Origin of the sequence: Paraburkholderia terricola (assembly GCF_003330825.1) — a bacterium.
Taxonomy (GTDB): domain Bacteria; phylum Pseudomonadota; class Gammaproteobacteria; order Burkholderiales; family Burkholderiaceae; genus Paraburkholderia; species Paraburkholderia terricola.
In genome coordinates, this window is sequence record NZ_CP024941.1 from 137,207 (window position 1) to 161,686 (window position 24,480).

General features: G+C 63.2%; 24 protein-coding genes and 1 tRNA gene. 15 read left to right on the top strand and 10 right to left on the bottom strand.

Annotated features, from left to right (window positions below):
• Nucleotides 1–481: 481 nt before the first annotated feature.
• Together CUJ90_RS00615 and CUJ90_RS00620 are read right to left on the bottom strand one after the other, a co-directional pair.
• Nucleotides 482–1,279 carry an endonuclease/exonuclease/phosphatase family protein gene (locus tag CUJ90_RS00615; protein WP_083084936.1) on the bottom strand — a complete coding sequence of 266 codons (798 nt, stop codon included), beginning with the start codon at nt 1,277–1,279 and terminating at the stop codon, nt 482–484.
• A 56-nt stretch (nt 1,280–1,335) separates the two neighbouring features.
• Nucleotides 1,336–1,830 carry a hypothetical protein gene (locus CUJ90_RS00620; RefSeq protein ID WP_114161712.1) on the bottom strand — a complete coding sequence of 165 codons (495 nt, stop codon included), beginning with the start codon at nt 1,828–1,830 and terminating at the stop codon, nt 1,336–1,338.
• A gap of 270 nt (nt 1,831–2,100) precedes the next feature.
• Here CUJ90_RS00620 and CUJ90_RS00625 point away from each other — a divergent pair, with 270 nt between their 5' ends.
• The 4 genes from CUJ90_RS00625 (at nt 2,101) to CUJ90_RS00640 (ending at nt 6,530) form a co-directional block, all read left to right on the top strand.
• A complete protein-coding gene (locus CUJ90_RS00625; protein ID WP_083084933.1) occupies nt 2,101–3,078 on the top strand; it encodes an AAA family ATPase in 978 nt (325 codons plus the stop codon).
• Between the two features lie 299 nt (nt 3,079–3,377).
• The gene (locus CUJ90_RS00630; RefSeq protein ID WP_073432398.1) at nt 3,378–4,484 is read left to right on the top strand and encodes an NAD(P)/FAD-dependent oxidoreductase; all 1,107 of its coding nucleotides are present in this window, start codon (nt 3,378–3,380) and stop codon (nt 4,482–4,484) included.
• Between the two features lie 188 nt (nt 4,485–4,672).
• Entirely contained in the window at nt 4,673–4,984 is a 312-nt protein-coding gene (locus CUJ90_RS00635; RefSeq protein ID WP_114161713.1) for a high-potential iron-sulfur protein, read from the top strand.
• 253 nt (nt 4,985–5,237) lie between these two features.
• On the top strand, nt 5,238–6,530 hold the full coding sequence (locus CUJ90_RS00640; protein ID WP_073432396.1) for an MFS transporter: 1,293 nt from the start codon (nt 5,238–5,240) through the stop codon (nt 6,528–6,530).
• A gap of 34 nt (nt 6,531–6,564) precedes the next feature.
• On the opposite strand, the gene CUJ90_RS00645 is transcribed toward CUJ90_RS00640, so the two are convergent.
• Complete coding sequence (locus tag CUJ90_RS00645) at nt 6,565–8,082, bottom strand: amidase (protein WP_114163402.1); 1,518 nt, start codon at nt 8,080–8,082, stop codon at nt 6,565–6,567.
• A gap of 239 nt (nt 8,083–8,321) precedes the next feature.
• A complete protein-coding gene (locus CUJ90_RS00650; protein ID WP_114163403.1) occupies nt 8,322–9,020 on the bottom strand; it encodes a dienelactone hydrolase family protein in 699 nt (232 codons plus the stop codon).
• Nucleotides 9,021–9,703: 683 nt separating this feature from the next.
• On the opposite strand from CUJ90_RS00650, the gene CUJ90_RS00655 reads away from it, so the two are divergent.
• On the top strand, nt 9,704–10,849 hold the full coding sequence (locus CUJ90_RS00655; RefSeq protein ID WP_073432394.1) for a branched-chain amino acid ABC transporter substrate-binding protein: 1,146 nt from the start codon (nt 9,704–9,706) through the stop codon (nt 10,847–10,849).
• A gap of 187 nt (nt 10,850–11,036) precedes the next feature.
• Here the strand turns inward: CUJ90_RS00655 and CUJ90_RS00660 are convergent, their stop codons facing one another.
• A complete protein-coding gene (locus CUJ90_RS00660) occupies nt 11,037–12,248 on the bottom strand; it encodes an MFS transporter (RefSeq protein WP_114161714.1) in 1,212 nt (403 codons plus the stop codon).
• Nucleotides 12,249–12,439: 191 nt separating this feature from the next.
• Between CUJ90_RS00660 and CUJ90_RS00665 the strand changes: the two genes are divergently transcribed.
• From CUJ90_RS00665 to CUJ90_RS00675, 3 genes are all read left to right on the top strand, one after another.
• Nucleotides 12,440–13,102 carry a HugZ family pyridoxamine 5'-phosphate oxidase gene (locus CUJ90_RS00665; protein ID WP_114161715.1) on the top strand — a complete coding sequence of 221 codons (663 nt, stop codon included), beginning with the start codon at nt 12,440–12,442 and terminating at the stop codon, nt 13,100–13,102.
• Between the two features lie 394 nt (nt 13,103–13,496).
• A complete protein-coding gene (locus CUJ90_RS00670; RefSeq protein WP_073432391.1) occupies nt 13,497–13,799 on the top strand; it encodes an H-NS histone family protein in 303 nt (100 codons plus the stop codon).
• 272 nt (nt 13,800–14,071) lie between these two features.
• On the top strand, nt 14,072–15,313 hold the full coding sequence (locus tag CUJ90_RS00675) for a cation diffusion facilitator family transporter (RefSeq protein WP_114161716.1): 1,242 nt from the start codon (nt 14,072–14,074) through the stop codon (nt 15,311–15,313).
• A 79-nt stretch (nt 15,314–15,392) separates the two neighbouring features.
• Here CUJ90_RS00675 and CUJ90_RS00680 read toward each other — a convergent pair whose 3' ends face one another.
• The 3 genes from CUJ90_RS00680 to CUJ90_RS00690 all read right to left on the bottom strand — a co-directional run bounded on the left by CUJ90_RS00680 (nt 15,393) and on the right by CUJ90_RS00690 (nt 17,220).
• Entirely contained in the window at nt 15,393–15,851 is a 459-nt protein-coding gene (locus tag CUJ90_RS00680; protein WP_012431468.1) for an Lrp/AsnC family transcriptional regulator, read from the bottom strand.
• Nucleotides 15,852–15,940: 89 nt separating this feature from the next.
• Nucleotides 15,941–16,579, bottom strand: a complete 639-nt coding sequence (locus tag CUJ90_RS00685) for a 3'-5' exonuclease family protein (RefSeq protein ID WP_114161717.1) — start codon at nt 16,577–16,579, stop codon at nt 15,941–15,943.
• Complete coding sequence (locus tag CUJ90_RS00690; protein WP_083084918.1) at nt 16,576–17,220, bottom strand: MBL fold metallo-hydrolase; 645 nt, start codon at nt 17,218–17,220, stop codon at nt 16,576–16,578. Before CUJ90_RS00690 ends, CUJ90_RS00685 begins: the two co-directional genes overlap by 4 nt.
• 635 nt (nt 17,221–17,855) lie before the next feature.
• On the opposite strand from CUJ90_RS00690, the gene CUJ90_RS00700 reads away from it, so the two are divergent.
• Nucleotides 17,856–18,461, top strand: a complete 606-nt coding sequence (locus CUJ90_RS00700) for a septal ring lytic transglycosylase RlpA family protein (protein WP_422879706.1) — start codon at nt 17,856–17,858, stop codon at nt 18,459–18,461.
• A 149-nt stretch (nt 18,462–18,610) separates the two neighbouring features.
• Here the strand turns inward: CUJ90_RS00700 and rsmI are convergent, their stop codons facing one another.
• On the bottom strand, nt 18,611–19,489 hold the full coding sequence (rsmI, locus tag CUJ90_RS00705) for a 16S rRNA (cytidine(1402)-2'-O)-methyltransferase (protein WP_114161718.1): 879 nt from the start codon (nt 19,487–19,489) through the stop codon (nt 18,611–18,613).
• 37 nt (nt 19,490–19,526) lie between these two features.
• Between rsmI and CUJ90_RS00710 the strand changes: the two genes are divergently transcribed.
• The 5 genes from CUJ90_RS00710 (at nt 19,527) to CUJ90_RS00730 (ending at nt 22,093) form a co-directional block, all read left to right on the top strand.
• Nucleotides 19,527–19,976, top strand: a complete 450-nt coding sequence (locus CUJ90_RS00710; protein ID WP_422879694.1) for a YraN family protein — start codon at nt 19,527–19,529, stop codon at nt 19,974–19,976.
• A 226-nt stretch (nt 19,977–20,202) separates the two neighbouring features.
• On the top strand, nt 20,203–20,790 hold the full coding sequence (locus tag CUJ90_RS00715; RefSeq protein ID WP_114161720.1) for a phosphoheptose isomerase: 588 nt from the start codon (nt 20,203–20,205) through the stop codon (nt 20,788–20,790).
• 22 nt (nt 20,791–20,812) lie between these two features.
• Entirely contained in the window at nt 20,813–21,607 is a 795-nt protein-coding gene (locus CUJ90_RS00720; protein ID WP_073432383.1) for a BON domain-containing protein, read from the top strand.
• Nucleotides 21,604–21,954: a c-type cytochrome gene (locus CUJ90_RS00725; RefSeq protein WP_114161721.1), complete on the top strand. Its 351-nt coding sequence runs from the start codon at nt 21,604–21,606 to the stop codon at nt 21,952–21,954. Before CUJ90_RS00720 ends, CUJ90_RS00725 begins: the two co-directional genes overlap by 4 nt.
• Nucleotides 21,955–22,017: 63 nt before the next feature.
• Nucleotides 22,018–22,093, top strand: a tRNA-Ala gene (locus CUJ90_RS00730).
• A 175-nt stretch (nt 22,094–22,268) separates the two neighbouring features.
• On the opposite strand, the gene CUJ90_RS00735 is transcribed toward CUJ90_RS00730, so the two are convergent.
• Nucleotides 22,269–22,520 (bottom strand): hypothetical protein, encoded by a 252-nt coding sequence (locus CUJ90_RS00735; RefSeq protein ID WP_114161722.1) that lies wholly within the window; start codon nt 22,518–22,520, stop codon nt 22,269–22,271.
• Nucleotides 22,521–23,085: 565 nt separating this feature from the next.
• Between CUJ90_RS00735 and CUJ90_RS00740 the strand changes: the two genes are divergently transcribed.
• Nucleotides 23,086–23,901 (top strand): CBS domain-containing protein, encoded by an 816-nt coding sequence (locus tag CUJ90_RS00740; RefSeq protein WP_114161723.1) that lies wholly within the window; start codon nt 23,086–23,088, stop codon nt 23,899–23,901.
• Nucleotides 23,902–24,480: the final 579 nt, after the last annotated feature.

Consider the following 24,480-nt stretch of genomic DNA (forward strand, 5'->3'; position numbering starts at 1 on the left):
CCCGAAGGCGGCGGTGCGGCGGTTGAGCGTGGTCAAGCGGATGACTGAAGCCGGCCGCGTCGGCGCCGGAATGTCGTGCATACCGGCACCGCGAAGTACCTGGCGTGGATGCGGCCGCGCTTCGGCAAAATGTCCGGCGAGGGACGAACGCCGCGCGGGGCGGCAGCCATCGGCTGTCCGGCATGCGCCGGATAGGCGCGCCACACGGGCAACATTTTCGAGATCATACCGAAACCCGCCGTGCGCTGCAGCATTGACCCTGCTGATAAAACTGGCAAACGCTGAGCAAGTGAGCATGAAACGCGAGGAAATTGCGCCTTGCGAAAATGGCTCGCGCGAGTGGGGCGGCTTACTTTTCCCGAGCCGACTGGTCCCTGCCGTATTGGTACACAGCGGCGCGCACGCGACCCGATGAATCGCTGTAATGCCTTCAGGAAAAAGGCTTTTTGCGTTTTGTATTTTGGTTACTTCGAGCGAGCGCTTATTCAACCCGCAACCGCGCCATATACGGCAAGTGATCCGAAAGCCACGCGGTTTCCTGGGTCGGCGGAATCCACTCGATCGGCTTCATGCCGCGCACGAACATCTTGTCGAGCGCGAGCGCCGGTGAAAAGGCGGGGAAGGTGCGGCCCGATTCGCCGAGCAGCGTCGCCACCTCATGCAAGCCGTGCTCGCCGAAGAGCGGCACCGAATCATTGCGCCAGTCGTTGAAGTCGCCCGCCAGGACCAGCGGACCCTCCGGCGCTTCCTTCGCGATCCAGTGCGCGATCCAGTTCATCTGACGCAAACGCGCCGAGCGCGTGAGTGCAAGGTGCGCGCACAGCAGCGTGACCGAATGACCGCCGAAGGTCGCGCGCGCCACCAGCAAACCGCGTTTCTCGAAGCGATGCGCGGAAATGTCCCAGCGTCCGCCGAGATCGAGCGGATGCGGCGACAGGATCGCATTGCCATGCCGCCACGACGGCTTGAATACGTTCGGCCCCAGCGCGATCTCGAGTTCCAGCGCGCGCGCGATCTCGGTGGCCTGGCAGTGCCAGATGTCGCTCAACGGATCGGCGACCGGCGCGCCGAAACTGCTCGCCAATACCGGCGACGGCATGCGCCGCGCCATGGCTTCCTGCAAAAAATACGCGTCGGCGTGAGTCGACTGAACCCAGCGCTGCATCGCCTGCCACGCTTGAAAGCCAAGCGGCGTGCGGCCTTTGTGCAGGTTCCAGCTCACCGCAACGAAATCCTTGGGCGCAATGCCCTCGCGGATCAATTCTTCTGGGTTTCGCATGCCGCGTTGTCCACGTGTTCTGTTTGGGCTTCGGTTGTTCGGTTCGGTTGTTCGCTTCAGTTCATGCTGCTCTCGACTCCCGCACGCACGCGGTAGACGAGGTTCGGGTCCTTGTCGACGATCGTCCAGCTCGCCCATTGGCCGGTCGGCACCTTGAGGCCCGGATGGGTGGCGCTCACCTGGCGCGGTTGCGGCGGCAGCTTGCAGCCGGTGTCGGTTTGGCGCGCGGCGTTTTCCTCGAAGGTTTCCTGCGCTTCGATCGACATGGTGACCTCGTTGGTATCCGCCTGCAGCGGCGACACCGTCAGCGTGCGCGCCAGATCGATGCTGCCGGCAGGCTGGTCTTTACATCCGACGTTATGCTGCACCATCTTGTGATGCGTATCCGTGCGCGCCTGGCCGACCGTGGTGGTGCCCTCGAACGCGTCGATCTGCTGGCCGTCGCGCATCACCTGCAATTGCCATTGCACGACCTGCTGGGCCGGCCGTTGCTGCGCGCTCGCAAGCAGCGAGGTGCCGAGCAGCACGGCCACGAGACTGGTTTTCCACATAAAGAAAATCTCCGGTTACTGCGTCCGGCAGTGTAGTCAGAGAGGGCCATCTTACCCCCGATGGACGCAACACTTTTGTGACCTATGCACGAGGGCCGGGTTCAGCAATGGTGCATTTCAGATGGGGCGGTGAGGCCGCTAAAACAACCCGTCGTTAGCAGCAGAGCCGCATGACTGCTGGCTTGCACACGATTCTGGCGTCATTACACTGGACTTGAAACGGTGTCCGCGAGGCGCCGCCGCAGCAAGACCAGCCAGACGGGGTGAGCGATGACAACAGCAATGGTCAAACAGGAAATCGCCGTGGCGTCCTTCAGCCGGGTGTACGACCTCGATCAGGTCGAGACCGCGTTGAACGATCTCGGCGAAGGCGCGAACGAGGCGCTGCGCGCCACGTACGAAAAGATGCTGAAAACCGGCAATTTGCGCTTTTGCGTGAAGCCGAACCGGATGCCGTCGATCGACGATCTGATCGACGCGCTGCCCAACTTTTCCGCGCCTCTCGACGATATCCGCAAGCAGGTCGCGCTGTGTCTTGAAACCGACGACCGGCTCGAACTGATGCCGATCCTGCTGCTCGGCGACCCCGGCATCGGCAAGACGCATTTTGCCAAGCAGCTGGCGCGCCTGCTCGGCACCGCCTATCAATACGTGGCGATGAGTTCGTTGACGGCCGGCTGGATTCTCTCGGGCGCTTCCTCGCAATGGAAAAACGCGAAGCCGGGCAAGGTGTTCGATGCGCTCGTGAACGGCAGCTATGCGAACCCGGTGATCACCGTCGATGAAATCGACAAGGCCTCCGGCGACTCGCAATACGACCCGCTCGGCGCGCTGTACGCGCTGCTCGAACACGACACCGCGCAGACTTTCATCGACGAGTTCGCCGAGATTCCGATCAATGCCGGCCACGTGATCTGGATCGCGACGGCCAACGACGAGCGCTCGATCCCCGAACCGATCCTCAACCGGATGAACGTGTACGAGATTCCGTCGCCGGATCATGACGGCGCGCGCCGCATCGCGCAGTCGATCTACGACGAGATCCGCTCGGCGCACAACTGGGGCCTGCGCTTTCCCGAGACGCTCGGCGACGCCGCGCTCGACGCGCTCAAGCAGGCATCGCCGCGAGCGATGCGTCGCGCGATATTGAATGGATTCGGCGCGGCGCGCATCGACGGACGCGACAGCATCGAAGCTGGCGATATCCGCCTCGACTACGGAAATCGCCGAAAACCGATCGGTTTTTGAGCGGTTTTTGCACAAAAGCCGCCTGCGGGCGGCTTTTTCACGGCGGCAAACCGGGCCTTCTCCATACGATTGTGTTCGCCCCGTCCGGGGCTTTGAAACTGCTCAACGGCCGAGCGCCCGCAACCGTTCACGACGGCGGCCATTGCTGTCTGTGCGGCGTCGTACAATTTGCATAGCGGTTGCGATAGGGCAGATGCGTTCGACAGCGAGCGGTGTGCGGCACTCGATAGCCGCATCCTGTCCTCATGTGTATCGGGTGAACGAGGCAGCGCGCGGCGAAATCGGCTGCGTCAAGGGACATGGACCAAATCGAATGTGTAGTGATCGGCGCCGGCGTGATCGGCCTGGCGGTGGCGCGCGCACTGGCGGCGCGCGGACATGAGGTGATCGTGCTGGAGGCGGCCGAGGCGATCGGCGTGGGCACCAGTTCGCGCAACAGCGAGGTGATTCACGCGGGCATCTACTATCCGCGCGGTTCGCTCAAGGCCACGCTTTGCGTGCGCGGCCGCGAGTTGCTTTACGACTACTGCGCCGCGCGCAACGTCCCGTATTCGCGTTGCGGCAAACTGCTGGTCGCCACCTCGCGCAATCAGATCCCGCAACTCGAAAGCATCATGGCGAAGGGGCGCGACAACGGCGTGCTCGACCTGATGCGGATCAGCGGCGACCAGGCGCAGGCGCTCGAACCGGCGCTCGAATGTGTCGAGGCGGTGTTCTCTCCGCAGACCGGCATCGTCGACAGTCACCAGTTGATGCTGGCGCTTCAGGGCGATGCGGAGCGCGACGGCGCGGTGTTCGCGTTTCATGCGCCGGTCGAAGCGATCGAGGCGAGCAACGGCCGCTTCATCATCAAGGTGGGCGGCAATGCGCCGACCACGATCAGCGCCGCATGCGTGATCAACAGCGCCGGTCTGCACGCGAACGCGCTGGCCCGCAAGATTCGCGGACTCGACGCGCGCCACGTGCCCCCGCTCTATCTCGCGCGCGGCAACTACTTCAGCATTTCGGGGCGCGCGCCGTTCAGCCGCCTCATCTATCCGATGCCGAACGAGGCCGGTCTCGGCGTGCATCTGACGATCGATCTCGGCGGCCAGGCGCGTTTCGGTCCCGACGTCGAATGGGTCGACACGATCAACTACGACGTCGATCCGCATCGAGCGGAATCGTTCTATGCGGCGATTCGCACGTACTGGCCCGCGCTTCCCGACGGTGCGTTGCAGCCCGCTTATGCGGGGATTCGTCCGAAGCTTTCGGGCCCCGGCGAGCCCGCCGCCGACTTCGTGATTCAAGGCCCGGCCGCGCATGGCGTGCGCGGGCTCGTCAATCTGTTCGGGATCGAATCGCCCGGCTTGACGGCGTCGCTCGCGATTGCGCGGCGCGTCTGCGAACTGAGCGGGCGGGAGTGACCGGCATTCACCTGGCGGCCCGCCTTGCGCGGATCGAACCGCATCGCACGCGTGACGTTCGAGCCTGGCGTCGTACCGATTCGCTTATCTCTATCATTTGAGTCGTCACGCGCGGCGGCTTCGTTGCTATGCTTGGGGACCGCTGTCATCAGAACGGCGATCAGTTCATATAAACGGAGTGAGTCCCCATGAAACCTTCCCGTCGTACGTTTTTGATCACGAGCATCGGTGTGGCGTCCAGCTTCGCGCTGTCGCGCCAGGCTTTCGCGGATGCACCCAAGGTCGCCGAAAGCGACCCGACCGCGCAGGCGCTCGGCTATAAGGAGGATGCGAGCAAGGTCGACAAGGCCAAGTTCGCCAAATATGCGCCGGGCCAGGACTGCGGCAACTGCAGTTTTTATCAAGGCAAACCCACCGACGCCTACGCCGGCTGCCCGATGTTCGCGGGCAAGCAGGTCGCGGCTAAGGGGTGGTGCAGCGCATATAACAAGAAGGTCTGATGCCGCTCTTGCCGCGTGTGTATTCGATATCGCGGCAGATGCGCTGCAACATGCCCGCGCGAGATTCAGCGCGGATGATCGAGGCGTCTGCCGCTCAGTGCGGCAGACGCCTTTTTGCTGCTTGAAAACAGCTTGCGCCCTCTTTACACTCCGTGACGGCCGCTGCGGGCAGCGTCGGTTTGTCCGGCGTACTCACGCGCCTCTACGTTGATACGACGCACCGCGAGACACTTTTCGCAAGCTGGAGATTTGAATGGCACCAGCGTCAAGTAGCCTCCACAGACGGGCCGTCGCCGCGGCGGTGATCGGCAATGCGCTCGAGTGGTATGACTTCACCGTGTTCGGTTTCCTGACGGTGGTGATCGCGCAGTTGTTCTTCCCGGCGGCCAACGATTATTCGTCGCTGCTCCTGACCACCGCGACCTTCGGCGTCGCTTTCGTGATGCGGCCGGTCGGCGGCATCGTACTCGGACTCTATGCGGATCGCGCGGGACGCAAGGCGGCGCTGTCGCTCGTCATCGCGCTGATGACGCTCGGCATTCTGCTGCTCGCGATCGCGCCGCCGTATTCGGCGATCGGCATCGGCGCGCCCTTGATGATCGTGCTCGGGCGTTTGCTGCAAGGCTTTTCCGCCGGCGGTGAGTTCGGCAGTTCGACCGCCTTGCTGATCGAAGCGGCGCCGTTCTCCAGGCGCGGCTTTTACGGCAGTTGGCAGATGTCGAGCCAGGCGGCGGCGCTCCTGCTCGGCGCCCTGGTGGGCGCGTTGGTCACGCGCGGCCTGTCGCCCGAGGCGTTGAAGTCCTGGGGCTGGCGCGTGCCGTTCATTCTCGGCTTGATCATCGGGCCGATCGGCTTTTACATTCGCCGGCATCTTGCCGATTCCGAAGTTTTTTTGCTCGCGAAAAAAACCGCGCGGCGCGCGACACTCGGCGAACTGTTCCGAAACCATAGCCGCGACGTGCTGTGCGGGCTAGGCGCGGTGATCGCGCTCACGGTGACGATCTACGTACTGATCAGCTATCTGCCGACCTTCGCGGTCAAGCAACTGAAGCTGCCTTACGGGCAATCGTTTTATGCGGTGATCGTCGGCAATCTGCTGTTGACCGTGCTCTCGCCGCTCACCGGCGCATGGTCCGACAGGATCGGACGCAAGGGGCTGTCGTTGTGGTCGCTGGCGATCACGCTCGTGATCATCTATCCGCTGTTCGCATGGCTCGCGGCAGAGCCGAGCGTGTCGAAACTGATACTCGTGCAGGCGCTGCTGTCGATCACGCTGTCCGGCTACTACGGGCCGTTCGGCGCGCTGATCGCCGAACTGTTCCCGGCTAACGTGCGCTCGATCGGTCTCTCCCTTGCCTACAACGTCGCGGTGATGATATTCGGCGGCTTCGGGCCTTTCATCGTGACGTGGCTCATCAAGACCACCGGCTCGCCGCTCGCGCCGACGTACTACGTGATGGCCGGGCTGGCGCTCTCCCTCGTCGCGGTGGCGTGCATGCCCGGCAAGCGCCACGCGGATCTCGACGCGCAGCGCAAACCGGCGTGAGCGTCGTCGAGACGATGAGCGGGCGTTACTCCATCTAGCTGCGCGCCGGCATCAGCGGCGGCCGCTTGTCGAACCACGGCCGCGCCGCTTCGAGTTGCGCGGCCAGCCGAAACAGCGTTGCCTCGCCGCCGTCACGCGCGGCGAATTGCACACCGACCGGCAGGCCGCGCGCGTTCCAGTAAAGCGGCACCGACATCGCCGGCTGCCCGCTCAGATTGAACAGCTCGGTGCATCCCGCCCACGCGAATGCCTTGTTCGACGCTTCCATCAGCAGCTTTTTCATTAGCGGTTCGAGCGGCATCGCGGTGACGGCGCGCATCTGCATGCGTTCCGCGGAGGTGGGCTGCATCTCGCCGATCTTGATCGGCGCCGCCGCGAGCGTCGCGCACAGAATCACGTCGTAGCGGTGCAGCAGATCGGTGAGGCGTTCGGTGATGCGGCGTTGTTCCTCGAGCGCGGCGGGCAAGCCGCGTTCGCCGAGTTTGCGGCCGACGTGCGCCATCGCCCACGTCGAGATTTCGAATTCCTCGCGCAGCGGCTTGCGACCGGTGATGCGGTCGGCGTTCAGCACGAGTTCTTCGGCGGTCACCGACCAGAGCGTCAGAAACGCATGGCGCACAGCCGCGAAATCAATGCCGAGCGAGACGGGCTCGATGTTGTGACCGAGCGAGCGCGCGAGTTGCGCGGCGTCCTCGAGCGCGGCGCGCGAGTCGGCGGAGAGCGAAGGCGCGAGCATCGGTTCGGTGACGTAGGCGATATTCAACGGCTTGCAGGGTTCGCGGCTCGCACCGAGGAACGTGCCTGGCGCACCGGACGGTCTGTCCGCATTGCCCGCCAGCAGATCGAGCAGCAACGCGCTGTCGCGCACGCTGCGCGATACCGCATGATCGACGCCGAGTTCGCCGGCGGCGCTCGGCGTGGCGCGCGGCACGCGCCCGCGAGAGGGTTTGAGACCGAACAGTCCGCAGCATGACGCGGGAATGCGGATCGAGCCGCCGCCGTCCGACGCATGCGCGAGCGGCACGATGCCCGCCGCGACCGCCGCTGCCGCGCCGCCGCTCGAACCGCCGGGCGTATGGTCGAGATTCCACGGATTGCGGCACGCGCCGAACAGTTCGGGTTCCGTATAAGGCATCTGGCCGAGCTCGGACGTGCTGGTCTTCGCGAAGATATTGAGGCCGGCCGCTTTCGCGAGTGCGACCACCGGCGCGTCCTCGGTGGGAATGAAGTGCCGATAGTGGCGGCTGCCCATCGACATGCGCAGCCCGGCGACCGGCGCGCCCAGATCCTTGATCAGAAAGGGCACGCCTGCGAGTGCTCCTTGCGCGCGGTCGCTGTCGGCATGGTTCGCGCCGTTTGCCCGCTTCGCGTCGTCGCGCGACGCGCGTTCGCGCGCCGCGTCGTAGTCCTTCAGCACGATCGCATTGATCGCGGGATTGACGGCCTCGGTGCGCGAGATCGCGATGTCCAGCAATTCGCGCGCGCTGGCTTCGCGGGTTCGCACGAGTTCGGCGAGGCCGATGGCGTCATGGGCGAGATAGTCGGATTGCACCACGGATGAGCCCTCGCGAGTCGAGTGTTGGACCTGCCGGTTGCCTATGCGCGCGACGAACCGCTCTGCCGGAGATTCGCTGGGCGGGGTTCATCGCCATGCATCGAGGAGGACGGCGCGCCGTCTGTGGGGAGAGTACCTGAGTTGCGGGGGTGAACTGCACGCGCGGATCAAAAGCGCGCGTGACGGTCACGGGCCACGGGTCACAGCCGCGAGTTTCGCGAGTTATAGCCGGCGAATTACAGCCGCTCACCGAGGAAGGCCAGCGTGCGGCCATGCGCGAGCGCGGCGGCGCGCTGGTTATACGACGCACGGTCCGAGCAGTTGAAGCCGTGATCGGCGTTCGGATAGATGTGAAACTCGGCATCGGTGCGGCCGGCGAAGCGCTCCTGAACCTGGCCGACCGCCGACACCGGAATATTCGCATCGAGTTCGGCGTAGTGGAATTGCATCGGCACCTTGATCTTCGCCGCTTGCTCGAGCTGATTCTGGATGCCGCCGCCGTAATAGGCGACCGCGCCGTCGAGCGTGCCTTGCGCCGCCGCCAGGTAAGCGAGCCGTCCGCCGAAGCAGTAGCCGATTGCCGCAATCTTGCCGGTCACTTCCGGCATGGCGCGCAGCGCCGCGGCGGTCGCGCCGATATCGGCGACGGCCTGATCGACGTTGGTCTTTTGCAGCAGTTCGATGCCCTTCGCGCGATCCGCGCCGTCATACGTCAACTCGACGCGCGGCTGCACGCGCCAGAACACGTCCGGCGCGAGCGCGACGTAGCCGTCTTGCGCATACTGATCCGCGACCGAGCGGATATGGCTGTTCACGCCGAAGATTTCCTGGATGATGATGACGGCCGGTCCCTTGCCGCCATTGGGCAACGCTAGGTAGCCGCCGAAGCTGTCGTTGCCGGCGGGGATGTCGATCCATCGGGAAGTCGTGCTCATGCTGCTCTCCAATATACCCATGCGCCGCTGCGCGAGGTCGGTCTGAATGAAGCCAAGGCTTGAATGCCTGAAGCGGGCGGTCAGTTTGCCACCAAAAGAAACGCCTTGCAGGACGCCCCCTGCGCCGCGAAGGCGCACTCGACGAAGCGCGGCGCGCGGTGAGAACCGCGTGCGGCGAATGACCATGCTCGATGATTCATCTTTCGGCGGCCGGCGCGAATCGTCGCGCTGGCGCATTTGCTTCGGTGTGATTCGAGCGCGTTCGCACGCGTCTCGCGCGCGCCCGTATAAAGCCTGTTTTTAGGCAAAAAACATGACCGAAGCATTAACGGTTTAACACGCTAAAAGCGTTGAGCCGCGCGGTTAGACGAAAGCCTCACATAGCGGAAACCCGCATGGGTTGGTGCTTTCCAGTCGATGCGTCCAGTCGGAATCGGTCGCTGTTGGATAAACGCTATTAGTGTTGATCCCACTTCCTCAAAAAAGCCCCACAAATTAATTTGATGGCCTACACTTGCGCGCAAGTACGGCTTGCCGCCTGCCACAAACAGTCCGGCAAACGTGCTTGCCAAGTGCATGAACGATGCAACCGGCGTGGTCGTCCACGGGATTGAGCGACACGTGTTGGTGAAGCGGGGGCACAGGCGATTACGTTGTTTTTGGGACCGAAACTGGAGACTTACATGAACATCAAGATTCAAAAGCTGTTGCCCATCAGCGCTGCGGCGATGCTGTTCGCAACGTTGGCAACAACGGCTGCAGCCGACACGGTCGTGAAGATCGGTCACGTTGCGCCGCTCACTGGCGGTATCGCTCACCTGGGGAAAGACAACGAAAACGGCGCGCGCCTGGCAGTTGAAGAAATCAACGCCAAGGGCCTGACGATCGGCGGCCAGAAGGTCACGCTGCAACTCGATCCGCAAGACGATGCAGCCGACCCGCGCACGGCTACGCAAGTCGCGCAGAAACTGGTCGACGACAAGGTCGTCGCGGTGGTCGGCCACCTGAACTCGGGTACGTCGATCCCGGCTTCGAAGATCTATAGCGATGCGGGCATCGTGCAGATCTCGCCGTCGGCAACCAACCCGGCCTACACGCAACAAGGTTTCAAGACGACGTACCGCGTCGTGGCAACCGACGCGCAACAAGGTCCGGCGCTGGCTAACTACGCCGCCAAGGGTCTGAAAGTGAAGAGCGTCGCGATCGTCGACGACTCGACCGCTTACGGCCAGGGTCTCGCAAACGAATTCGAAAAGACCGCCAAGTCGCTGGGCCTGAAAGTGATGTCGCATGACGCGACGAACGACAAGGCTGTCGACTTCCGCGCGATTCTGACGAAGATCAAGGGCGAAAACCCGGACGCGATCATGTACGGCGGCATGGACGCCACCGGCGGCCCCTTCGCCAAGCAAGCCAAGCAGCTCGGCCTGCGCGCCAAGGTGCTGGCAGGCGACGGCGTGTGTACCGACAAGCTGGCCGACCTGGCAGGCGACGCAACCGACAACATCGTTTGCTCGGAAGCCGGTATGGCGCTCGAAAAGATGGCCGGCGGCCCGGCGTTCCTCGCCAAGTATCAGAAGCGTTTCGGTCAGCCGATCCAGATCTACGCGCCGTTCACGTATGACGCGGTGTACATCGTCGTCGACGCCATGAAGCGTGCGAGCTCGACCGATCCGGCGAAGATCCTGGCAGCGATGCCGAGCACCGACTACAAGGGTGTGATCGGCGAAACCACCTTCGACGCGAAGGGCGATCTTCAGCATGGCGTGATCTCGCTGTACAACTACAAGTCGGGCAAGAAGACGCTGCTCGACGTGGTGAAGATGTAAGACTGCATGTCCGAAGGCAGCGTTTGTCTGTCTTCGGTCGAGCGGTTAAAAGGCACGCGCGCCGTAGGGCTCGCGTGCCTTTTCTTTTATGCGTGGTCGATATGCCGATTCAAGGCGCCGCGCTGGCGCAATCGTTTGCCCGCGCGTGAATGGATAGGCTGGGTGTCGTGCGCGGCCCGCGCTCGTGTCAGATCTTCAAACGACGCAGCACCTTCGGTCCGGCAATCGCGATCAATGCGCAACACACGGCCACCACGGACAAGCCGATCGGCAAACTGGTCGCCTGCGTCACGGCGCCGATGATCACCGGTCCAAGCAGCAGCCCGAAGTATGCGAGTCCGGCGACGTGCGCGAGTCCTTCCGCAGCGTGAATGCCCTTGACGCTCGCCGCCGCCGCGAACAGCACGGGCATCATGTTCGCGAGGCCGAGCCCCATCAGCGTGAAGCCGACGAGCGCCGCCACCGGGTTGGGCAGCAGCAATGCGCCGACCATTCCGGCGCCGGCGAGCGTCGCGCTCGCCATCACCAGTTGTGGCGCGCCGAAGCGGGCGCGCACCGCGTCGCCGGCGAAGCGCGCCGCCGCCATGCCGCCCGAGAACGCCGCATACGCGGCACTCGCGAGCGCGGGCGTGCTCAGCACGACGTCGCGCATATAGACAGTGGCCCAGTCGTACATCGCGCCTTCCGCGATCAGCGCGACCAGGGCCATCACGCCGAGCGCCCACAAGGCCGGCGAGCGCCAGCGGTTGGCGCGCGGCGTGGCGGCGTCGGGATGCTCGGCATGCGGCACGTGCGGCAGCACGGCGGGGCAGGCGGCGATCAGAACCAGCGCGCTGACCGCCGCGGCCAGCGCGAGATGCAGCGCCGGCGCCATGCCGCGCGACAGCAACGCGCCGCCAGCCGCCGCGCCGAACATCCCGCCGACGCTGAACATGCCGTGCAGCGATGACATGATCGGCCTGCCGAGCGCCTTTTCGACGGCGCTGGCTTCGGCGTTCATCGCGACGTCGAGCGTGGCCATGCCCGCGCCGAAAATCGCCAGCACGATCAGCAGCAGCCAGTACGCCGGCACGATCAGAATCAGCGCCGCGCACGCCGCCATCACGAGGCCGCCAGCGAGACAGGCGCGGCGCGTGCCGACTCGCGCGATCCACGACGCATTGGCCGCCATGGCGCCGATCGAGCCGCCCGCCACCGCGAGCAGCGCAAACGAGAGCATCGCCGCATTCAGATGGAAGCGGTCGCGCACCGTCGGCACGTGCACGCCCCACGACGCGTACATCATCCCCGCGATGAAGAACACGGCCATCGTGGCGAGGCGGGCCCGCTGCCTGGCTGTGTCGGACAGTTCGCGGTGAGCGGCAGGAAGGGCGGCGAAGTCGGAAGAGCGGTCGGACACTGAGATCCCGTGGACGGATGACACGCGGAAAGCGCGTTGCGGTGAATTTCCGATTCTAGCGAAGCGGCCGGGCTTATGCTTGCGAGGCGCTTTCAGGAGACTTGGAAGCCGGTACTTGAACGCCTACGATTATTTGAGCCATACGTGACGGACGCATTAGGGGCGTCCGCTATCCATCGAGGAACGCGTACTTGAACATTCCCGCTCATGCTCCGCTGCATCTGCTGCACACGACTGCCGTCGGCACGCTGGCTACTCACGCTCGCGAGCCGGAGGGCTTTCCTTATCCCACCGTGCTGCCGTTCGCGCCGGACCCGCGGCATCGCCCGACGATTCTCATCAGCCGGCTCGCCGAGCACACGCACAATCTGCGCGCCGACCCGCGCGCCGGTTTCCTCGTCGTCGACGCACCCGACGGCGACGTGCTGAGCGGTCAGCGCGTGACCTTGCTGGGCACCTTCGAAGCGATCGACCCGGCTCCCGAGGTCGTGCAGCGCTATCTGCGCTATCACCCGGATGCGCAACGCTATCTCGCGCTCGGCGATTTCACGTTCTGGACCCTGCAAATCGAGCGTTTGCGCTATATCGGCGGCTTCGGTGCGATGGGATGGCTCGACGGCGCGGAACTCGATCCGCTGCCGCCGCTCGGTTTCGACGAGGAAAGCGCGCTGCTCGCGCACTTCAGCGACTATCGTGAGGGCGTCGACGGTGTGCAACTGCTCGGCCTCGACCGATATGGCGCCGATCTGAAACTGAACGGAGCACGCCGCCGCTTTGCCTTCGAGGACGCCAAACGCGATCGCGAAGCGTTGCATGCGGCAGTGGAAGATTGCATGCGGCGACACGCCAATTAGGTGATTCATTGCCATGCCGGGAAAACACGCATGCGGCAATAACACCGCGCAACAAGTCTGACAATATGTTACGGGATTGCAGCTAAGCTGTCATGAAATGAAATGTTGATGCTGGATCGACATCTTAAGTTTCATTTTTTGATAATTAATCCAATAATTACTGATACCGGTTGGAATGCTTCTGTAAAAATCTCAATCCATCTATTCGGAACATGTGCGCAACCCCACGTTGATCCGAAATTTTTCGAAACGAAATTGAATTAATTTTCTCCGCCCGCTTTTATTGTCTTTCTATTTTGTGTTAATCTCGCCGTCAAATTCCGAGGCATGATCACTTACAAGGGCAAGCCGGCTTAAGACTGGCAGTCATTTATCCGAACCACAAAGGGAATCTATGTCTTCCTACAAGGAACTACTCGCACAGCGCGAGAAGCTTGAAAAGCAGATCGAAGAAGCGAAGTCGCGCGAATACGCGGAAGTGTTGAATGAGATCAAGCAGAAAATGGCCGATTACGGCATTACGCTGGCGGAACTCGGTGGCGGCCGGGCTGCCAAGGGCGCTAAAGCCGGGCGTCCGCGTGCAGGTGTCGCACCGAAATATCGCGACCCGGATAGCGGTAGCACATGGTCGGGCCGTGGCAAGCCGCCGCGCTGGATCGCCGGTCTGGACCGCGATAAATTTCTAATTCAGAAATAATCCCATCGCATCAATAGTCGTACAAATAGGTTCAATCAGCCGCGCACATGATGCGTTGCTGTCCGACAAAAACCGCGTACCAGTCAGGGCGCGGTTTTTTTATTGCGTCAGCGTGCTGCCGCGGTCTCTTGCATACGCTCGAAATGGTTCGAACACGAATGCTTTTCGTTTAGATAAGCAACTGATTTGAAAGGATATTTCTGGCATTTTCCGCTCGTTTTCGAGATGCGGCGGGTAGAATACAGGGATTGAACTTTTCATCTGCTTCTCCGATGCCTTCCGTCGCCGCAGTCCAGTCCGCAGAGAAACAGCACGTTGCGCGCAAAAGCACCCTTGTGAGTATTGCGCTCAACGCGGTGTTGATGACGCTGCAAATCTTCATTGGCGTGTTTGCTCACTCCCAGGCACTCGTCGCGGACGGCATCCATTCGCTCGCCGATCTGATTTCCGATTTTGTCGTCCTGATCGCCAATCGGCACAGCGGCGCAAAGCCCGACGCGGATCACAATTACGGACACAGCCGCTATGAAACGGTGGCTTCGTTATTTCTGGGCGGATTGCTGATTGCGGTGGGCGTCGGCATGTTGTGGCGTGCCGGCACGCGTCTCGCCGATCTGGAAAGCATCCCGGCCGTGCATATGAGCGCGCTCGTCGTCGCCGTGCTGGTGCTGATTTCAAAAGAGAGCCTGTTTCGCTACATGCTGCGCGAAGCGCAGCGCGTGCGCTCGGCCATGTTGATCGCGAACGCCTGGCATGCGCGCTCCGATGCGGCGTCGTCGTTGGTGGTGGCGATCGGCATTGTCGGCAGTCTCGCCGGGGTGCGCCTGCTCGACCCGATCGCCGCGGCGATCGTCGGTTTCATGGTGGCGCGCATGGGCTGGATGTTTGGTTGGGACGCGCTGCAAGATCTCTCGGACCGCGCGCTCGATCAGTCGGCTACCGCCGACATGCGCGCGCTGCTGCTCTCCACGCCGGGCGTGCGCGACGTGCATGAAATGCGCACGCGCAAGATGGGCGACTTCGCGCTTGTCGACGCGCATATTCTGGTCGATCCGCTGATTTCGGTCTCGGAGGGCCATTACATCGCCGAGTCGGCGCGCTTGCGGGTGCTGACCGACAATCGCGTGCTCGACGCTCTGATTCACGTCGATCCGGAGAACGATGCGCTCGCGCGTCCGCCAGTCGATCTGCCTACCAGGGAGCGGGTGGTTGCCGAGGTGGACGCCGCCTTGGCCGCGGCCGGCGTGAAAGCCGCAGCGGTCAACATCCACTACCTGAGCACGGGACTCGACGTCGAAGTGGTGTTGCCCGCGCTGGTTTCCGACGCGGACGGCGGGCGACGGTTAGCGCGCGTCGATCTAGGTGCGCTCAAGCGTCGCCTGGGCGCCCGCAAACTCGACGTACTGCAGGAATTGAACGCGCCCTCGGCCGGCGGATCCGATTCGGCGGCAGTGACGGGGAGCGGTGGGTCGATCGCGCGCGCGAAGGGCGCGGAGCGGCACAGTACCACCTGATCGCGGCGCGGGCACGAACGGCGTCACTAGATAAACCGAAGCGCCAAGGATCGAGCGCGGCGGCGGAATCCACTCTTCTTTACAGCGGCAATTGCGTGTCGAATTTGATTTCGCGCAGCACGACGCTCGTGCGCACCTGCGCGACGGCGGGAATCTTGAAGATGCGTTCGTGCAGAAAGCTGTCGTACGCCTTGATGTCGGGCGCGACGATCTTGAGGATGTAGTCCGATTCTCCGGTCGTGCTGTAGCACTCGGTGACTTCCGGACAGGTGGCGATTTCCCGCTCGAACTGCTCCACGCCGCCTTCGGTATGGCGCGTGAGATGAATGTGCGCGAGCGCGCAAACATGCAGCCCCAGCTTTTCGCGATCGAGCAGCGCCGTGTAGCGCTGGATCACCCCCGATTGCTCCATGTCCTTGATACGCCGCCAACATGGGGTGCTCGACAGGCCGACCTGGTCGGAAATCTCCTGCACCGAACGGCGCGCGTCGAGCTGTAGCAGACGCAGGATTTTTTGAGAGAACGTATCGAGTGTCAACTGCGCCTCCGTTTGCGTCGCCGTATCATGCATGGTAGAGGGCGCGAAAACGAAACGCAATCTAAAACGGCTCCAACGAGGGAGATTCCCTAATTTGCCGGTTCCTCAGCGGCGTTTTGTCCTGAGCCGTCCCCATCTTTAGCTGTTGCGAGTACCGCGGCCTGGGTTGCCGCCTGGGTCGCGCGCAAGTCCTTCAGCATGTTGCAGAAGAGCGCGCCCTGTTCGATCGCATCGTCCAGCGCCACATGCGTATGCGGATGCTCGTCGAACCAGTGTTTCGGAAAGCGCGGCTTGATGTTCTTGCGGTACGGCAGGCCGGTCATCGCGAACGCAAGCGTCTTGATGTCGAGCGCCGACCACGAAAACGGGCAGCGGCCGACGAACCGCATCATGTACCAGAACATATAGGTGAAGTCGAAGCCCGCCGGCATCGCCACGAATACCGGCTTGCCCGGCAAGGCCTCGACCCAGTCGACGTAAGCCGTCAACGCGGCCGCGGGATGCTGCAAGTCCTTGCGGCAGGCTTCCCACGCCTCGGGCTGCGTCTTCCACCATGCTTCCTGCACCGGATGCGGCTTGGCGTCCTCGAGCAATTCGAGATTCGCCGAGAAAGTGGCGATCAACTGCTTGTCTTCCGTGTAGGCGGCGGAGGCGAAACTGAGCATCGAATGCGGGCCGGGAATCGGACCGTCCGCTTCGACGTCGGTGCTCACATAGATTTCGCTCATGCCTCGACTCCGTCGGCGACATACGGATTGGTGCGGCGCTCGTCACCGAACGTCGAGGTGGGCCCGTGGCCGGGCACGAACGTCACGTCGTCGCCGAGCGGCCAGAGTTTTTCGCGGATCGAACGCACCAGGTCCGCGTGATTGCCGCGCGGAAAATCCGTGCGGCCGATCGAACCGGCGAATAGCACGTCGCCCACCAGCGCCAGCCGATGCGCGCGGCTAAAGAACACCACGTGACCCGGCGTGTGTCCGGGGCAGTGATAAACCTCGAGCGTTTCGTCGCCGAACTGCACGGTGTCGCCGTTGTGCAGCCAGCGGTCCGGTTCGAACGCGTCGGCGGCGGGGAAACCGAAGCGGGTGCTTTGATCCGGCAGCTTGTCGAGCCAGAACCGCTCGTCGGGATGCGGGCCTTCGATCGGCACGCCGTAGTGCATGGCGAGCGTCTTCGCGCCGGCGCAGTGATCGATATGGCCGTGCGTGAGGAAGACTTTTTCGACCGTCACGTTCTGGCGCGCGATCTCGCCCTGGATGACGTCGAGGTCGCCGCCCGGATCGACGACGGCCGCGCGTCCGGTCGCCTCGCACACGAGCAGCGAACTGTTCTGCTGGAACGGCGTGACAGGGATCAAGGTGACTTTCATGAGTGACGGCGCCGCAGGTAAAACGCTGATTGTACCGGCCTCTTGCCGACTCTCGCGGAGGCCGCCGAGGTCCGTGGTCGGCGACTTTTGTCTGCTCATTTTTGCAGCACGCGTGAAAATTCATCAAGGTTTTCAGTCGCTTGCCGTCTCAAAAATTTCTTTTAGGTATAATGCCGCTATGCACGGGTCATTGTGCATGCCACACGGCGATGCGTCCCCATCACAAAAGGGGCGCGGGATCGCCAGTCAAGTATGGGCCGCCGCAGTTGTCGGCGGCCGTCAGGTATCGATGCATTCGATGCACACGTCTTGCCCAGCCAGGCGCCGCGCGCCTGCTACGGACTTAACGTCCGTGACGCTGGGTGGGGCCTACGCCGCCGTTCCTGTGCGCTGAGTTTCGCGCGCAAGAACGTGTTTGCCACGTTCGATGGCGGCATGTGGGGTCTGGTCAGGCTGCCGGGGACAGGTTGCGCCAGACGTGAAAATTAACCGTGCGGTAGCGGCTGGTTAGCCGCATCCGGGCTTTGACGTACTGCGCTCATCTGCGCGGCGCGTTGTCGTCCCTTATCGCCGGAGTCGCAGGCAACACGCTCAACTTTCGCGTGATGCGGCTCGACAATGTGATTACACGTCTTATGAAAACTCGGTTATCCCGTGGTCTGGGGACTCTTTTTGCTTTTTTTGTGCTGGCCGGCTGTGCGACCCCTCCGGACGCCCGCAACACCTCGGCAAGCGGTGCGCCGCTGAGCACGAAAAACGCGCAAGCGACCTCGTTCGGGCCGCAAGCCTTCGGTAGCGCGCCGGCATCTGGCGCCGCGGCCCAAGGTCCGTCGCTGGCCGACGCGAAGCCTCTTACCGAGGACGGCCCCGCCGCCGCGGATTTCCGCCAGACCGGTCGCGCGTCGTGGTACGGCCGCGCCTTCCATGGCCGCCGCACCGCCAACGGCGAGCGTTACGACATGCATGCGCTCACCGCCGCACATCGCACGTTGCCGCTCGGTTCTTTTGTGCGGGTGACCAATCCGGCAACTTCGCGCTCGGTCGTCGTGCGTATCAACGACCGCGGCCCGTACGCGCGCGGCCGAGTGATCGATCTGTCGATGGCCGCCGCGAACGCACTCGACATGCGCCACGCCGGTACGGCGCGGGTCAAGATCGAGGGTTTGACGCAGCAGGAAGCACGCGCCGCGCGTAACGAAATGCTGGCGTCGAACGCGTCGGGACCGAGCGCGGAGAAATAAAGTGATGACGGCGGGCGTGTTTCGCGCGCGCTCGTGGTTGCCGCGCGGCACGATGGGCAGATCATGCTCACGCGTTGCCGCAGGAACGAAAAGGGCTGCACAGTCGAACAACTGTGCGGCCCTTTTTGTTTGCCCCTGTTGCCCTCTGTTTATGCTTCGTCTTTCTTCAGCGCCAATGCGCGGGTGTATAGCGCATTGCGCGACGCTCCGGTGATAGCCGCCGCGACTTTCGCCGCGCTGCTCACCGTCAGTTCTTCCAGCAAGATGCCCAGCAGAGCGTCGTGATCGTGTTCGCCGGCGGCCTCGGGCTGCGCACCTTCCACCACTAGCACAAATTCACCGCGCTGCCGGTTCGGATCGGCCGCGAGCCACGTTGGCCCTTCGGCCAGGGTGCCGCAATGCAGCGCTTCGTGTAACTTCGTCAATTCCCGTGCGATGAGCAGCTTGCGCTCGCCGTCGAAAGCGTCGGCCAAGGCTTGCACCGTTTCGACGATCCGGTGCGGCGCTTCGTAGAACACCATTGCGTGCGGATGCTTCGCGAGCGCTTGCAGCGTCGCGGCGCGCGCCTTTGCCTTCGGTGGCAGAAAGCCGAGGAACGAGAACGTCGCCACCCAGTCGCCGGCCGCGCTCAATGCGGTCGCGAGCGCGCTCGCGCCTGGCAATGGAATGATCGGATAGCCGGCTTCGCGTACTGCGTCCACGAGTTTCGCGCCGGGGTCGGAGATGCCCGGCGTGCCCGCATCCGACACGTAGGCGACACGTTCGCCGGCTTGCAGATGCTCGATCAGGCGCTGCGCCGCCGCGCGCTCGTTGTGCTGATGGACCGCGACGAGCGGCTTGGAAATGCCGTAGCGCGCGAGCAGTTGACCTGTGTTGCGAGTGTCTTCGGCGGCGATGCGGTCCACCAGTCCGAGCACATGCAGCGCGCGCAGCGTGACGTCGGCGATGTTGCCGATCGGCGTCGCCACCACATACAGCGCGGCGGTGGGGTACTGCTGCCCTTGCGCGAGTTCGGAGAGAGGAGTCATGAGGCAGAAGACGCAAACAGACGGAAGAAGGCCGCCATTGTGCCACGCAGGGCCGGGCGATCCGGGCGGCGGCCCGCCGGCGCGGCGCGCATCCGCCGACCGGCACAACTTTTCGAGATCAACTGGGTCGAAATTCGTCGGCTCCGCTTTCGAGGCGCGCGCGCAGGAATTCTTGCAGCGGCAGCGCTTGCGGTTCGTCGCGCGTAACGTGTCGTGCCGTGGCGGCGAAATCGATCTCGTGATGCGCGATCGCGACGGCGCGCTGGTGTTCGTCGAAGTCCGCGCGCGGGCGCAACGGCACTATGGCGGCGCGGCGGCGAGTATCGGCTGGCAGAAGAAGCAGCGGATCGTGCGCGCCGCGCGGCATTATCTGGCGAGTCGCAGCCAGTGTTCACAAAATGAGCCTGCATGCCGTTTCGATGTGATTGCGTTCGAAGCGGGTCGGCTTGTCTGGCTGCGCGATGCGTTTCGCGCAGACGAAGTCTGACGCCATGCGCTGAGAAGGCGCGTGAGTGCGATAAACTTGCGCTCGCGTGCGGGCCACGGGGCGATGCCGACGATGCGGCCAGCAGCGTGTCTCGCGATGTTCGTCACGCGACCGATGAGTGCGCTGCATGACCGGCATGGCTCGTCAACGTAACGCGACTTCGCAATACGACTTCACAACACGGCCGCGCACTGCGGTCCATTCGCGGTAGAAAGATAGAGACTCGATGTCAGTCGAACGCATTCAACAACACTTCCGCGATAGCGCGGCAGTCAAACTCGAAGCCTTGGAAACCCTGTCGATGCCGATCGCCGCCGCGATCGACACGATGTTCGCCGCGCTCGCCAACGGCAACCGCATTCTGGCGTGCGGCAACGGCGGCTCGGCGGCGGACGCGCAGCATTTCGCCGCCGAACTGATCGGCCGGTTCGAGCGCGAGCGTCCGGGCCTGCCCGCGATCGCGCTTTCCACCGACACGTCGGTGCTTACCGCGATCGCCAACGATTATTCGTTCGAGCAGATTTTCTCGAAGCAGGTCTGGGCGCTCGGCCAGCCGGGCGACGTGTTGCTGGCGATCACCACCTCGGGCAATTCCGCCAACGTGCTCGCCGCGATCGAGGCCGCGCACGAGCGCGAAATGATCGTGGTCGCGCTGACCGGCAAGGGCGGCGGGCGCATGCAGGACGTATTGAGCGACACCGATATCCACGTGTGCGTGCCGTCCGATCGCACCGCGCGTATCCAGGAAGTGCATTTACTGACCATCCATTGTCTGTGCGACGGCATCGATGCCATGTTGCTGGGCGAAGACTGACTGATTCAAGGAGAGCTGGTTGATGAGCGTATTCCGCGTCAAGAAGACACTGGTGAGAACCGTGCTCGTGGTTGGGTTCGCGGCGGGGTTGTCCGCGACGTTGCAGGGTTGCTTCCTTGCGGTTGCCGGCGCGGCGGGCGGCGGCGCGCTGGTGGCGACCGACCGGCGCACGCTCGGCGCGCAGACCGAAGACCGTGAATTGCAGGTGAAGGCGCTGTCGCAGATCAGCCAGAATCTGCCGGACGCGGCGCACGTCAACGTGGCGGTGTTCAATCGCCGCGTGCTGCTGACCGGCGAGGTGCCGGGCGAAGTGTCGAAGCAGCGCGCCGAGACCATCGTGCGGGGCTTGAACAACGTGAATACGATCGTCAACGAACTGGCGATCATGCCGGCGACCTCGTTCTCGTCGCGCACGAACGACACGTATCTGGAGACGCGTGTGAAGACCGCGCTGATCGCGGAGAAGAATATTTCGGCGAACAACTTCAAGGTCGTGGCCGAGCGTGGCTCGGTCTATCTGATGGGGCTCGTCACGATGGACGAAGGCAATCGCGGCGCCGACGTCGCGAGCCGCGTGCCGGGTGTGACGCAGGTCGTGAAGGTGTTCCAGTACATCCAGCCGCAGGAAGCCACGGCCGCAGCCGCTGCTGCGGGAACCGCGCCGGTGGCCGCGTCGCAACCGGACGCCAGCGCTCCGACGATCGGGGCGATTCCGGATTCGTCGGTGAGTTCGCGCCCGCTCGAACAGCAGGCGCCCGCGCCGGTTACCAATTCGAACTCGGTGCATCCGGGTAATCCGAAGGCGACGACGCCGTGAAGCGGGGCGTGGCTGTCTTTGCTGCCACATTGACGCTTGGCGTGGCGGCGAGTGCTTTCGTATCCACGGCGCACGCTGACGATACGCCGCGTGGTCGAATGGTCGCGAACGCGAATGCCTGCATGGGATGTCACGCGGTGGACCGCAAACTGGTCGGGCCGTCGTTCCAGCAGATCGCCGCGAAGTACAAGGGTGACGTCCAAGCGCCGGCGAAATTGTCGCGCAAGGTGAAGGAGGGCGGCTCCGGCGTGTGGGGCATGATTCCGATGCCGGCGCATCAATCGATGAGCGATGCGGACATTCGCACGGTGGTGGATTGGGTGCTTGCCGGCGCGCCATCGAAGTGACTTTTGGCGTGCCGCGGCGCTTGGCAAAACGGAAAATGCTTGTGCTAGAATTGTTCGCACATTGGGGGGGTAGCTCAGCTGGGAGAGCGTCGCGTTCGCAATGCGAAGGTCGGGAGTTCGATCCTCCTCCTCTCCACCAATAAAATCAAAGGGTTACAGGTGTTTTGCCTGTAACCCTTTTGTGTTTCTGCGGCCCGTGTAACCGCTGCGTAACCAAATTTGTTCCACTTCGATCTATCTCCCTCCGTGTCGGGAGCTCGGCGTGGTCGCTGACCGTGGAACTCGACAAGGCCCGAAGGGCCACCCCACAGGGATCAGGCGTTCTTTGATTGCGAGTCGCCGCAAACGTAATCGATCTGGTAGCGGAACGCGAGCATAAATTTCACTCGATGGCGGCGCATTTTGGTGATCTGAGAAGAGAGCATGTGCCATGCCAATCGAGCGGCGTGCGTCTCGCGTTCGGCCGCAAGGCGTTGCCGCTCAAGCTCCTCTGCCTCGCGCCTCGCAAACGCCGGCTCGAACGCGCCCTGCGTTTCGGCGGCACGCGTCTGCGCTGCCTTGAACAACTAGATCGCCCGGCCGAGCAGCGCCGATCATTTCCGCAGTGATGGGCACGCGCGCGATGAGCTAGGGCTCCACTCGGCCGGCCACGGCGTTGGCCGACTCGCGGTCATGGAGTGTCGCGGTGACTTCGCGGTTAGAGTGCAGCCGCGCCCGAGGTTCCGGCTGCCGACGCTCACGAAGCCGTTGTGGTCCAGCACAATCTTTGCGCGGAGTCTCGGCACATGAAACAGCTGGTGGCCGGCGGCGAGCACTTTTCGAAGGGGCGAAAGTCTTGATGCGCCCGACGCGAAAAGTTCGACCTCGAACACCGTATGCACGTTCTGCCGCGCCCAAACGCCCAGCACGCACTCGGAAACGCGCGATGTCAGGTAGGGTAGAAGGCCAGAAGGTCGGCCTCGCATTGCGCCACAGCGGCTTTGCTCTGGCGATGAATATGCTTCGCGTGAAAGCGGATATGCGCTTTGTTTCGAGCAATGCTGATTTCTTTTTTCTGAATCGTGCGAGCGGCCTGCGTCTGCAGCTCTACAATCGTGCTCCATCTATTTTCACCCGGAGACGAGTGTACCGATGGCAAAAGAGCCGCCACCGCCCCTGCGCCCACTCAGCGCAGGTGAGCGCGTGTATTACCGTGACGAGCTGCGAGCCGCCCGCTACGCTGCGCTCGCGGATTCGGAGAGCTTTACGGAAATCTGCTTTGTCATCGAAGCGCTCGGGCTGCGCCTGCTGGGCAGACAGGAGGCCATGGGAGAATACAAGGAGCGGATCGCAGAGTGTGCTCAGGGTTCACCTCTGTTCGGACTGTTGCCGCAGACATTTCCGGCGACCTTCAAGACGTTCGAGGCGCTATACCGGACAGTCAAACAGGCCCGTAACGACGCGATGCATACTGGGGCATACGCCCGACACGCAACTGAAGCAGCCATCGAGCTGTGCATTGGACTCGAAGAGGCCTTGATGACGAACGGCAAACCTGACGTGGGCGACGTAATGGTCAAGTCGCCAATCACGGTCGAGCCTTGGCAGCCCGTGGCGCACGCAAGACAGTTAATGCTCATGCACTCTTTCTCATTCCTGCCTGTGCGGATCGGCAACACCTGGTATCTCATATCGGAGCTCGGACTCGCGCGATACCTGAACGTCGGCGTTAAAAAGAAGGCGGAACGCCTAGGAAAGTCGATCGACGCTGCTATCGCAGATGGGATGGAATTGAAGGACGTCCACCCGGAAGCGATCCTCCGCGCCACGGACTCGACGGACAAGGCGCTCGCTGCTGTGCCCGGCCAGGACGGCCCCTCGCTCTGGCTCGTCGTCGAGACCCTTTGCGTCGACGGAAAGGATCTGACGCGCCTCGCAGGCGTGTTGTCCCCGTTCGAGCTCATGTAATCAGCGGTCGAGGCCAGCCCGCATCGCCACCAGTCATGGTGGGCAAGCTGCGCCCCCATCAAATCTTACGAGCGCTGGACCGGTCTCATCGCCAGCTCGGACTGGCTAGGAAACAATGCGCTTCTTAGCGCGTGTGCATCCGCAATCTAGAGGCAGGTGAATTTGGCAACTCTCGTCGTAACTGGTTTTCTCTTCTCTTCTGTTGCCTTTCTTCTGTAGGCCGCGATTTGCACCACGAGGTCGAATAACCGCAACTGACCACATCCGGAAGTTCGTCTGGGGTGGCCAGCTCGTCGCGCGACCCGCAGTGCTGCGAACTTCATCTGTCGATCCTTCACGGTTCTTCGCCGCCTCGCCCGCCGAACGGCGGCCTTCGAATTGCGGTCGGAATGTCAGCAACCGCGCCCGCGACAGACGTGTCGCCGAACGACTACATCTTTGTCGACCGAAAGACCGAAAGTCTGCATCGGGCCGCTAACCGCTGTTGATCACGGCGCCCCGACCGGCCACAGCCTGTCTGGAGTCTTTGGTCTGACAGCCGCGTCTGCGGCCGCTAGTGTTGGCCGAACGCGGTCCGGC

What these genes read in the sequence shown, in the direction of transcription:
- CUJ90_RS00615 (WP_083084936.1), bottom strand. Translation starts at nt 1,279, where the DNA reads ATGCGAAACCCAGAAGAATTGATCCGCGAGGGCATTGCGCCCAAGGAT.
- CUJ90_RS00620 (WP_114161712.1), bottom strand. Translation starts at nt 1,830, where the DNA reads ATGTGGAAAACCAGTCTCGTGGCCGTGCTGCTCGGCACCTCGCTGCTT.
- CUJ90_RS00625 (WP_083084933.1), top strand. Translation starts at nt 2,101, where the DNA reads ATGACAACAGCAATGGTCAAACAGGAAATCGCCGTGGCGTCCTTCAGC.
- CUJ90_RS00630 (WP_073432398.1), top strand. Translation starts at nt 3,378, where the DNA reads ATGGACCAAATCGAATGTGTAGTGATCGGCGCCGGCGTGATCGGCCTG.
- CUJ90_RS00635 (WP_114161713.1), top strand. Translation starts at nt 4,673, where the DNA reads ATGAAACCTTCCCGTCGTACGTTTTTGATCACGAGCATCGGTGTGGCG.
- CUJ90_RS00640 (WP_073432396.1), top strand. Translation starts at nt 5,238, where the DNA reads ATGGCACCAGCGTCAAGTAGCCTCCACAGACGGGCCGTCGCCGCGGCG.
- CUJ90_RS00650 (WP_114163403.1), bottom strand. Translation starts at nt 9,020, where the DNA reads ATGAGCACGACTTCCCGATGGATCGACATCCCCGCCGGCAACGACAGC.
- CUJ90_RS00655 (WP_073432394.1), top strand. Translation starts at nt 9,704, where the DNA reads ATGAACATCAAGATTCAAAAGCTGTTGCCCATCAGCGCTGCGGCGATG.
- CUJ90_RS00670 (WP_073432391.1), top strand. Translation starts at nt 13,497, where the DNA reads ATGTCTTCCTACAAGGAACTACTCGCACAGCGCGAGAAGCTTGAAAAG.
- CUJ90_RS00675 (WP_114161716.1), top strand. Translation starts at nt 14,072, where the DNA reads ATGCCTTCCGTCGCCGCAGTCCAGTCCGCAGAGAAACAGCACGTTGCG.
- CUJ90_RS00685 (WP_114161717.1), bottom strand. Translation starts at nt 16,579, where the DNA reads ATGAGCGAAATCTATGTGAGCACCGACGTCGAAGCGGACGGTCCGATT.
- CUJ90_RS00690 (WP_083084918.1), bottom strand. Translation starts at nt 17,220, where the DNA reads ATGAAAGTCACCTTGATCCCTGTCACGCCGTTCCAGCAGAACAGTTCG.
- CUJ90_RS00700 (WP_422879706.1), top strand. Translation starts at nt 17,856, where the DNA reads ATGAAAACTCGGTTATCCCGTGGTCTGGGGACTCTTTTTGCTTTTTTT.
- rsmI (WP_114161718.1), bottom strand. Translation starts at nt 19,489, where the DNA reads ATGACTCCTCTCTCCGAACTCGCGCAAGGGCAGCAGTACCCCACCGCC.
- CUJ90_RS00715 (WP_114161720.1), top strand. Translation starts at nt 20,203, where the DNA reads ATGTCAGTCGAACGCATTCAACAACACTTCCGCGATAGCGCGGCAGTC.
- CUJ90_RS00720 (WP_073432383.1), top strand. Translation starts at nt 20,813, where the DNA reads ATGAGCGTATTCCGCGTCAAGAAGACACTGGTGAGAACCGTGCTCGTG.
- CUJ90_RS00740 (WP_114161723.1), top strand. Translation starts at nt 23,086, where the DNA reads ATGGCAAAAGAGCCGCCACCGCCCCTGCGCCCACTCAGCGCAGGTGAG.